This window comes from Paenibacillus agaridevorans, from assembly GCF_003112455.1.
GTDB lineage: Bacteria > Bacillota > Bacilli > Paenibacillales > Paenibacillaceae > Pristimantibacillus > Pristimantibacillus agaridevorans.
The window spans coordinates 136,671-146,881 of sequence record NZ_BDQX01000430.1; the positions used below are offsets into that span (position 1 = coordinate 136,671).

General features: G+C 58.4%; 8 protein-coding genes. All 8 read right to left on the minus strand.

Features of this window, described 5'->3' with window-relative positions; genetic code table 11:
* Positions 1-1,262, minus strand: a 1,262-nt coding sequence (locus PAT3040_RS39340) for a glycoside hydrolase N-terminal domain-containing protein (protein WP_307719189.1), incomplete at its 3' end; no start/stop codon positions are given.
* Positions 1,255-2,409 carry a glycoside hydrolase family 88/105 protein gene (locus PAT3040_RS32780; protein ID WP_181376987.1) on the minus strand — a complete coding sequence of 385 codons (1,155 nt, stop codon included), beginning with the start codon at positions 2,407-2,409 and terminating at the stop codon, positions 1,255-1,257. The genes PAT3040_RS39340 and PAT3040_RS32780, both read right to left, overlap by 8 nt.
* 19 nt (positions 2,410-2,428) lie before the next feature.
* Complete coding sequence (locus PAT3040_RS32785; protein WP_108995972.1) at positions 2,429-3,586, minus strand: oligogalacturonate lyase family protein; 1,158 nt, start codon at positions 3,584-3,586, stop codon at positions 2,429-2,431.
* A 38-nt stretch (positions 3,587-3,624) separates the two neighbouring features.
* Positions 3,625-5,679 (minus strand): glycoside hydrolase family 65, encoded by a 2,055-nt coding sequence (locus PAT3040_RS32790; RefSeq protein WP_181377003.1) that lies wholly within the window; start codon positions 5,677-5,679, stop codon positions 3,625-3,627.
* Between the two features lie 68 nt (positions 5,680-5,747).
* A complete protein-coding gene (locus tag PAT3040_RS32795) occupies positions 5,748-8,033 on the minus strand; it encodes a helix-turn-helix domain-containing protein (RefSeq protein ID WP_108995974.1) in 2,286 nt (761 codons plus the stop codon).
* A 71-nt stretch (positions 8,034-8,104) separates the two neighbouring features.
* Entirely contained in the window at positions 8,105-8,575 is a 471-nt protein-coding gene (locus PAT3040_RS32800) for a glycoside hydrolase family 88 protein (protein ID WP_258235283.1), read from the minus strand.
* Positions 8,562-8,810, minus strand: a complete 249-nt coding sequence (locus tag PAT3040_RS32805) for an RNA-binding protein (RefSeq protein WP_108995976.1) — start codon at positions 8,808-8,810, stop codon at positions 8,562-8,564. Before PAT3040_RS32805 ends, PAT3040_RS32800 begins: the two co-directional genes overlap by 14 nt.
* Positions 8,807-10,138, minus strand: coding sequence for a Gfo/Idh/MocA family protein (locus tag PAT3040_RS32810; protein ID WP_108995977.1), 1,332 nt, complete (start codon positions 10,136-10,138; stop codon positions 8,807-8,809). The genes PAT3040_RS32805 and PAT3040_RS32810 overlap by 4 nt, the downstream gene beginning before the upstream one ends.
* Between the last annotated feature and the right edge of the window lie 73 nt (positions 10,139-10,211).

The window sequence follows — 10,211 nt, forward strand, 5'->3', positions numbered from 1 at the left end:
GAAGCGTCCGTTCCGCTAATGAACAGATAACGGCCATATGCCCACATTCGGCGAACAAGGGATAACGGGGCTTCTCCTTCGTACGCATCAAGGAGCAGTCTTTCATTAGACATATCCTCTTGTATCCGACGCCCGCTAAGAGAATCCGCCCGCCCCTCGTCCCCAAGCTCCAGAGCGGCGGAGCGGTACAAAGGCCGATGCAGCGCGGTATGACGTTCCAGCAGTTGCTCATAGGTAACATCGGACATAAGGTCGGACAGCTCTCTCCGGAGTCTGTCCCAGTCGCGTCCCCGTTCGCCTTTGACAAATACGCGCACTACAGCCAGAATGCTCGAGGCGCCTTCGATAATAAACATGCCGTTTCTTGCCCGTACGATACCTCCCTGGGACTTGATGAACATCACCGCGCCGTAGTCAAGCCCGTCGTCATTGGTTGCGGCGAACCACGCGAACCCAGCGTCGCCTTCAGTCGCCTCGCGGCCTTCCAAGCCGCAAGGCCAGTCCGACTCATGTTTGCCCTCATTATCCCCTGCAAGAGAGGCAGCCTCCCAAGCGGACGCCCCCGTCTCCACGGACTTCTCCAGCTCCTTGAATTCCGGCGTATCCGCCCAGCGGTCGCTGGGATGCAAGACAAGGCCGATCTCGCCGGAAACCGACGATTGTCCGTCCGATCCAATCTCGTAAACGACGGCATTGTCGGCGCGCGAAACGAACAAGCGGCGTTGGTAGCGGATCGACCCATCCGTCCATCCGACATGGACTTCCCCGCTATCCATAGCCAGCGTACGCCGATAGGAGCGGAAGGCGCTGCCGCAAGGCATGTCGAGACGAATGGCCGCAAGGGGGAAGCGCGACGCCAGCTTCGTTCCGTACCCGCTCTCCTTCAGGGCGTTCGCGAGCAGCCAGCTCGCCTCGTTATACCGCCCCGCATCCATCATCGCTCTCGTCCGGGACAAGACGTGACTGACATCCGGCAGTTCGTCCTTCTGCCCCCAGTGCCATAACTTGGCATGGTTCAGCAATACGGTTTCTTCCTTCACGCCGCCGAATACGGATGCCCCGATAACGCCGTTGCCGGACGGCAGCGCCTCTCGCCACATGTTGCGCCACCAGGAGGCTGGATAGCGCAGGATCAACACGTCCTCAGGATTACGGGTTGGATGATCGCTTGCCCGGCCGCCACAAGGACCGCCGTCAACATAATTGGCATCCTCATGATCGGCACCCGCATAATAGGACTCGCCGAGATCCCCTCTACTCAAGCTCGCCCGCTTCCTCTCGCAGCCTCTCGATTTCGATACTGGCGAGCAAGAACGGCGCTACCCCCATAAGCGCATCGCTGACGATCGCTTCGCTCATGTAATATTCGTAGGAGCCGTCGCGGTACTTGCGGCCGCCAAGCCCGGCGCCGTGGCAGATGCCATGCAGATGCACGCCCTTCTCGTCCTCCGTGACGAACCGGTCCAATATGCCCTCATAAGCGCGCTCCACCGCCCCGCGATCGATCTCCGCAAGGTAGCCAAGCCTGATCCCCTTAGCCATCGCATACGTCAGCATACAAGAGCCGGACGCCTCCAGATAGTTGCCTTCGCGGCCATTGCAGTCCATGAGCTGATACCAGACGCCGCTTTGCTGATCCTGCACCCGAAGCACCGCATTGCACATGCGTTCGAAGATGCCCATCAATTGGCCTCGCTTCGGATGATCGGCCGGGAAGTGCTCCAGCGAATCCACGAGCGCCATGGCGTACCAGCCCATCGCTCTTCCCCATACGTAGCGCGAACGTCCCGTCGTTCCGTCGCACCACCGCTGCTCGCGGCTCTCGTCCCAAGCATGATGCAGCAGCCCGTTCAGCGGGTTGCGCGTCCGCTTCTCGACGAGCAGCAATTGCTTCGCCGCTTCGTCGAACCATTCGTTCTCCTGGAACGTCGCCGCGTATTCCGCCATATAAGGCGATGACATGTACAAGCCGTCCAGCCACATTTGGAACGGATATATTTTTTTATGCCAGTAGCCGCCTTCTTCCGTCCGCGGCTGACCGATCAACTGCGTAATCAACAGGCTGGCTGCCTTCTGGTATTTCTCTTCGCCGGTCTCCCGCCACAAGCGCAGCACGTTTTTGCCTTTGTTGATATGATCCAGGTTGTAATCCTCCAACCGGAAGAAACCGCCGATCGCGCCATCGTCCCGAATGAACGCGTCCATCTGGCGCTTGACGAACGGCTGATAGCTGTCCTTGCCCGTCCAGTCGCCCGCCCGGCTGATCGCAAGCAGCGCCATGCCGGACACATATCCCCATTTGTTCGCGATTTGCGGGTGATAACCATGCTCGTCGGCGAGCGCAAGAATCGTCTCGGCGATCTTGCCGGACATGTTCGTCCCGCTATGAATCCGCGTCGCAGCCTTCATCTTCACATCCTCCTCGTCTCTATGGCCGGAATATAGGAAGCTCCTCGAAACGTTCCGGAATATCGATTAAATACAGATTGGCGTAACCGTTCTTGTCGCTTGTGAACAACAATCTCTTCCCCCGCTCGTCGAAGCGCGGATGGGCATGCACCTTCTGCGAGTGGAAGCTGCACCGGAGCTCGCAGAGCATGCGGGGGCCCTCGTACTTGCCATTCTGCTTACGCCACAGACTGAGGCTCTTGACCGCGCCTTTGCCGTCCACGACGGCCTGCCCCAGCCCGTCGGCATACCCGTGCCAAGTGTCGAAGCCGAACTCGGTTTCCTCCATCCCGGTATTGTCATAACGAATGCTGCCGAAGAAGTTGGTTCCGTCGGCGCGAAAGCCATGATAGCCGATCGTTGTCCCGTCGGGATAAAAAAATTCATGCCCTACTTTCTCGCCTGTTTCCAGTCTCTCTCGAATTCGCCAAGCTTCGCCAGTCCGCAGATCCAGCCCCCAAATCCGGTGGTCCACCAGATGCCACGGCCCTTCATGACAAAACGTCATGAGCCATGGCTCCGTAGTCGAAGCATTAATATGCGTAATAAACTTGTTCGCCTCGTAAACCTTCTCGGCCTTGCCGCTGTCGGCATCGATTCGTACGATCATGCTGTGAGGCGCCGCTTCCATCAGCTCCCGGTGGCCTACGTATCCATTGCCGAGATCAAGACGAATCCGATGCGACAAATCCTCCTGCACGCAAGTCAGCACATGCCGGCTGTCCGAGGTCGAGCTCGCGTTGCCCAGATGGTAGCCTGCCGGCGCCTCGTACACCACCCGTTCCTCCAGAGTGGACAGATCAAGGCGGATCAGCCTGCTCCCCAGCTTCACGAACGCGGCGCTTCCGTCAGGCAGCAGACAAGCATCCAGCGCGTTATTCTTCTCATAATCGGTCAACTGCGTGATCTCGCCGCTCTCTACGTCCATGCTGTACAGATTCGTGCTATTCCCCCTGTCGGATACGAAGAGCAATCGTCGTTCCCGATCATACCAGCCATTCTCCGTAAAATATAAATGATGGCTATGCGCCTTATAATCCGTCAGCTGCGTCACTTCAAGCCCCGTCAGACGATCCACGGACGTCTTGCGCTCCGAAGGCCACCGTTTTCCTTTGCCGGTTGTTTCGCTCCCTGTCATCGACCGATCTCCTCCCGTTCTGAATGACACGCCACTCTTTATAGCCAGGGCTTAAGCCCCTCCCACTTCACGGACCAGCTTCCGTCCTGCGGAAACCCCGGGTTCTCCGGCAGCGCTTCCGCGCGTTTCCCTTTCCCGTGTTCCCCTTGCCAGCCTGCCGCCATCATCGCGACAGCCGTCAACAGCCCGCCATTGCCCGGCAAGTAGGCGGATAAGCCTGGACGTTGATAATTGTGCCCGTTCGTCAAATACGTATTTTTGGTCGCGTCCAGCAGCAAGAAGTCGACCGCCAGTTCAGGCTCGCCCAGGCGAGCGGCCGTCATGGCGCACATCGGGAAGTCCCAGCCCCAGGCCGTATCCCATTGCCAGCACTCCTTGACCTTCAGCAGCGTGCCAAGCATCGTCTCCCGGTCGACCAGCGTGCCGGGAAGAAGCCCCATCGCGCCAAGCATCGAAGGGTGATCATGATTTTTCGCCTCGAAGGTGTCCGGGCAATTCTCATGAGCCAAATACAGGCCGTCCTTCTCCGGCAATGGCGCCATCGCGCCGGCTACCTTCGCCCACGAAGGATCCGGCGTTTCATTAAGCCGCTCCGCCCAGCGGACGGCCGTCTCCAGCCCGTATTTCCAATACTCCACTTCATACGGCGGATTCTTGCTGTCCTGCAGACTGTGGCATTCCTGCGCCGGGATGAGCGGCGGTCCTAAGTCATACGCCTTCGTCTCCTCGTTCCAATGGGCGAACGACGTCATGAATGTCGCCGTTTCGAACACGACGGAGCGGAACCGCGCCAGCGTATCCGGCGTCGGGTCGGCGAGATACAGCATCTCCGCCAGCGCGATGGGATGCGGCTGCTGCCAGATCAAGCCGGGCGCGACCGGGGACGGGCACGGCTTGCCGTCGAAACCGACCATCTTGGGCCAACGCGCGCCCTCATAGCCTTGAGATCTTGCCAGCTCTTCGGCAATCGGCAGAATGTCCGTGTACCAATCCATGCTGTTAAGCAGCAGCCGCTCTCGGCCCCACAGCGGGAAGTGCGACGCATGCCACCAGTGCATCTCCAGATGGGCTTTGCCGAACCAGCTGTTATACATCAGCCCGGTCTCCTGCGGGGGAATAGACCCGCCGCTGTGCATGGCGCACAAGAACTGGGACAAGACGACTCGCCGTTCCAGCTCGTGCGCGCGCGGATCCGCGCTTCCGGCGAAGTCGATCGCGGCGCCGTTCTGCCAGAACGACGCCCATTGCCGCTCGCTGGACTCGATGATGGAACCGTAATCGGCCGTTTGGGCATGCTCGGGCGCGAACCCTACCGCAAACGTTAATTCTCCCGCCGTCTTCTCCGGCTGCAGCGTCCATTCGTGGACACCGGTCTGTTGCAGCTTGCCGGCCGACCAGGACCAGGCCACTCGATAACCATCCTCATCCATGCTCCTGCTTATCAACGCCCCATCCGCCGTCGATTCCAGCAGCTCCGTGCGATGCCTGTCATCATGGCCGAAGTCCGGGAATACCGTCTTATCCCAGGAGGTATGCGTCATGTCCGGAGCAGGGAACCGCACGAACACCTGAAGCCTGCCCTGCGCAATCAAGTTCGACCGCACGCGTACGCCAATCGTGTCCATGGCGGCATGGCAAGCCGTCTCGACTAGAACCTTCTCTCCTTGCAGCGCGAATTCGCTCGAGAGAATACCTGTCCATAGATTCATCGTTTGATGAATATCCGTTATGTCCCCCGCTTCGGCCTCCTGCCCGTCTTCCTTGTACAGCCTGAAGGAGAGTCGCCCCAGCTGCAGCCGATGCGGATTTTGCCTAAGCCAATGGTACGCCTCCGGGCGATCTCCCGGCTTCATCGGGTAGCCGACCTCCCGCCCGTGCGTGTCGAAGGTTTGGAGAGCCGCATCCGCCCCCGTAAACTTCTCGCGTCCATGCGTGAAATGCCAGCCCCAGTTCGATTGCGTGCCCAGCGGCACCTCGTATTGCTCGGGGAAGCTCTGCAGTCCCGTCACGTCGGCGCTGAACGCGAATTCGCCATTCCCCACCGCAAACGGGGATAACGGGTCCCACTTGGTCAATTCGGGTTGATGCCGCATTACGATCTGTTGTCTGTTCACCGCTTGTCCCTCCTCAGCGTTGCCCTCGGAGGATGCCAAGACCGACGTTATTCCTTCGAAGTGGCATCCATCCGGGTTCTCATCATATCCCGGTACTTGCCAGGCGTTATCTCTTTGCACTTGCGGAACGTGCGGATGAAGCTGTTCTCGTGCTGGTAGCCAACCATCTGCGCGATATCGGACAGACGGTCGTCCGTTCTTGCGAGCAGCTCCGCCGCGCGCTCCATTCGCAGGTTGGTTAGATAGTTGTAGATCGTCTCGCCCGTCTCCTGTTTAAACACCTGACTGGCCAAGCTGCTGCTGATGCCCACGGACTCCGAAATTTCCGGTATGCCGATCGGCTCGCCCAGATGCTGCTTCATGTATTCGATCATGCGATGACAGGTGACGTAATCCTTGCTTTCGGCTAATCGGCCGTAACGTTCGGCCACCGGCTTGACTCGTTCGGCGAACTCCCGCTCAATATCGGCAAGATGAAGCGTGCCGAACCTCTCGTGGAGAGCTTCGCTCCCTTGTTCCTCCGCCGTCGCAAGCTCGTCGATCCGCGCGGCGGCGGCCTGCAGTCCGGTCAGCGCTTCCGAAGGATACCCGTTGCGGCCGCGAATCCGCTCCATCATTGCCGTAATCGATTCCAGAGCTTCCTGCTCGTTGCCGGCCTCGATCGCCTGAATGACCCGCTCGATCGTCAAGCCTTCCCCCTGCGTCTCGTCTACTTCATGCTGCGACACCTCATGGAAAGAGATCACTTGCCCATATCCCCGGTATAAGCGATACATCAGCGCGTTGTCCGCCTCCAGCAGCGCTTGCTTGACCCGCGTCACGTCGGCGAACGGATGGCTGACGCCGGCCGATACGGAAAATTTCAAATATCGGGGTATTTGTTCGGCGACCTCCAGCAGCTTGCGCTCGACTTCCTGTCCTTCGGATCGAGGCTGCAACAGAATGGCCATCTTGTCTTTGCCGAAGTCGGCGCAGGCAATGCGCCACTGCGTCCCGAGCAGCTCGGTCGCGATATTGGCCATGGCGAATTTCAGCAGCGAATGATCGCTTCCCGACAAAGCCCGCGACCACTCCCCGTAACGGTCGATGGACAACATCGCCGCCGTCATCGGTGCCGACGTCCATTCGGAGAAATATCGTTGCCACTTTTCCTCCATGTCGCGTTTGCCGCTCACATGGCCGTTATAGAGGTCGAGCATCAGCTTGGAGGAAGCCTCGGACAACGTATCCCTTACCAAATGCGACAAATGCGCATGCTTGCCGAGCAGCTCTCCGGCGATCTTCTCCAGATCGATCCCGCCGCCGTTTTCCCCGGTCTTGCCGTCGATGGCGCCGAACAGCTGCCCCAGCCTGCGCACCGGCCGCAAGGCTTGGGTATTGATGTAATAGATGACGGCACTGCCGAGCGCAAGCGCGGCAATCGATACGAGGAATACGACCTGCGCGATGCGCTTCGACTGGGCAAGCAAGCTGTCTTGTTCGACGATCGAGATGAAGCGCCAGCCTGCGACCTTGGACTCCATCTGGTTAACGAGCAGCTGACGGTTCTGGTACGACATATCTCCCTTCCCGTCCACCTGCATCTCCGCGATCGCCAATTCTACCGCTTCCTCGTCGAATTCATGGTTTGCGACCGAATACAAGATTTGATCCTCCTCGTCGACGATATACCGCATTCGGTTCAAGTCGTTCATGACCGGAGGATTGAGCTTCGCGAACAAAGCCTCGTCCATGAGGTTGATCGCCACGATCCCCTGGACCTTGCCATGAATCTTAACCTGGCGGAACAACGTAATGTCCGATCCGTTGGCCGAAGCGCCCCGGGGCAGCTCCCGCTTCTTGACCAGCATCGATTTGTCGCCGAACTCGGAGGAGACCTCCGTCCATGCCGAATCCAGAAAGGTCGCGCTGTTGGAAGCAAAACCTTGCGGAATCGATAGAAAGCTGTCCTTCTCGATGTCGTAGACGTAAATGCTTTTGATATACGCCGAATTATTGATTAACGTGGTCAAAAATTGATAGGATTGCGAAATATCCCGATACGAATTCTGATTGTCGCTGGTCAGAAACCAATAGATATGGTCGCTGAGCGCCACCTGTATGGCGACCTGGTCGGTTTCTCTGATCGCCTCGTCTATGACATCCATATTAAGCCGCAGCATTTGCTGTTGAAGCTCTCCCAACTCCTCCTGCAGCACCGACTTCGAAGTATAGAAGGACGTGAGGCCGACTGCCAGGATGATGAGGCACACGGATACTGTCAAGATCAGCACCAGCCTGATTTGCGTATGCGCCCAATTGAACATGAGCCGCTTTTTGATGGATTTCAACACGGAACTTCCCACCTTATGCCGAATATCCTTTCATTATAACGCGATCCGTTCCGCCAGACACATACGTAGCTCTAAGCTCGGACATCTCCGCGGGCAGGGCCGGATTGCAGCTCCTGCATCATGCGGTAAGTCTCGATGCCGGCCAGCAGGACAATGCCGATGCCATGCGTATCGTTCAAATTCCAGCCAAGCTCGTGTTTGTAATAAGCATGCCGATAGGACCAGCTGGACCCCTTGCAAACGCCGTACAAGTTGCCTTGCTTGTCGATCGCCCTCTCGCACAACCCTCGCCAGCCAGCCCTCGCCGCCGCCGCATAAGTCTCCGGCTGCTCCAGCCATCCATGCCGCACGCCAAGGGCAAAGCCGTACATGAACATCGAGGTGCACGACGCCTCCTCGTACGACTCGGGGTCGGTCAGCACTTGATGCCACAGGCCATGCTCCCCTTGCAGCCGGCTATACCCTTCGGCGAGCTCGCGGTAGAACGTCAGAATCGGCGCATAATCGATGTGCTCCTTCGGCAGAACGTCATGCGTAAACAAATTGCCCTTGCCGCATGCCGGAGAACAGGCTGCTTGCCGACATGTCGTACAGATGATTGGGCAGCTTGCGTATCGCGCTTTCTCTTGTCACTCTGTACACGGGGCCATGCGCAGGATGCTGGCCCACGTACCGCTGCGCAATCGTCTCCAGCACATGCGGCACGTCGTGGAATCCCGCAACCGCCGCCATGCTCTCATGATGGTCGAAGTAAGCGCCCGAATAGCTGCTCCTCATCGACTCCCTCCTTCCGAATGGCCCGCGCCGACTGCCTGCTTATATCCCAATACTTCCGCGATCTCGACCTTGCGATGCTCCTTGACCGAGCGCCATACCGCCTCGCCCGTCGCTACCGAATAAGCGCCATCCTCCGCCCCGGACAAGATCCGGTAAGGTCTCCGAGCGCTCTCGCCCATGAACAGATCCTCTAGCAGCAGCGGATCTCCCCCTCCATGACCGCCTTCGCGATGCACGACGTGTATCGTCTCCTTGGAGCCGAACAACGGGAAATAATCGATCGTCTGCACGGGCGTCGGAAACGGCGTCCGTCCCGGCATATGGTACTCCAGCGTCTCTATTCGCCCTTTCGTTCCGTTGATCGCCAGACGATAACCCTCGTAAGGGAGCGAGAAATTGACCGAATAACTAAGCAGCGCGCCGCGGTCGTATTTCACTGCAGCCGCATACGTATCCTCAATCTCGATATCCGAGTCGAATATGCAGCGATCCGGCCGATAACCGGAGTAAGGAAACGAAGCCTGCTTCCCCGCATCCAGCGAGTCCAAGTGATCATCCGGTACGCGTATATGCTTGCTTCTGGCGTTCCACCGCGAATAATAGTCGCATGCTTCTCTCTCGTCGCAGGTCATGCAGTGGCGTCCATCGATCCGGCTGGGATTGCCTTCCCCTTCTGAGCCGTAATAATTCAAAGCTCCGTACGCGAACACCTCTAGCGGCTTCTGGTCGATCCACCAATTGACGAGATCGAAGTGATGGGTGCACTTATGGATGGAAAGCCCGCCGGACAGCTCGCGTTCCCTGTTCCAACGCTTGAAATAGCTGGAGCCGTGATAGGTGTCCAAATACCAGTTCAAATCGATGGATGTAATGCGCCCCAGCTTGCCCTCCATCACCATCTCCTTGATCTTGGTATGAATCGGGGCATAACGATAATTAAAGGTCACCGTTACCTTGCCTTTGCTGGCGCGTTCGGCGTCCAGCACGCCGCGGCTGTCCTTGCCGGTCGTCACCATCGGTTTCTCCGTAATGACATCCAGGTCATGCCGAAGCGCCGCGATGATATAGCGGGCATGCGTATCATCTCTGCCCGCGGTAATGATGACATCCGGTTTCGTCTCGGCGACCATCCGTTCGAATTCCGCTTCGCCGTACGTAGCGATATCGGCTTGCTCCGGAAATCGCTCGCGGAACAATTCGAAGCGGGCGGGATCCGGATCGAGCAGTCCGACCAGCTCGCATGTTCCCGAGAACAAGGTCAGAATCGGCTTGGCGAACATGCCGAGCGCTCTGCCGCTTACTCCGCAAATCGCGTATCTTTTTTTCATGAGGTCCATCCTCTCCTGCCGTAATTGACTGACTCGCAGCCTGTCGGATTGTCCGATTAGCGAGGCAGGGCCG

What these genes read in the sequence shown, in the direction of transcription:
- PAT3040_RS32780 (WP_181376987.1), bottom strand. Translation starts at nt 2,409, where the DNA reads ATGAAGGCTGCGACGCGGATTCATAGCGGGACGAACATGTCCGGCAAG.
- PAT3040_RS32785 (WP_108995972.1), bottom strand. Translation starts at nt 3,586, where the DNA reads ATGACAGGGAGCGAAACAACCGGCAAAGGAAAACGGTGGCCTTCGGAG.
- PAT3040_RS32790 (WP_181377003.1), bottom strand. Translation starts at nt 5,679, where the DNA reads ATGCGGCATCAACCCGAATTGACCAAGTGGGACCCGTTATCCCCGTTT.
- PAT3040_RS32805 (WP_108995976.1), bottom strand. Translation starts at nt 8,810, where the DNA reads ATGAGGAGCAGCTATTCGGGCGCTTACTTCGACCATCATGAGAGCATG.
- PAT3040_RS32810 (WP_108995977.1), bottom strand. Translation starts at nt 10,138, where the DNA reads ATGAAAAAAAGATACGCGATTTGCGGAGTAAGCGGCAGAGCGCTCGGC.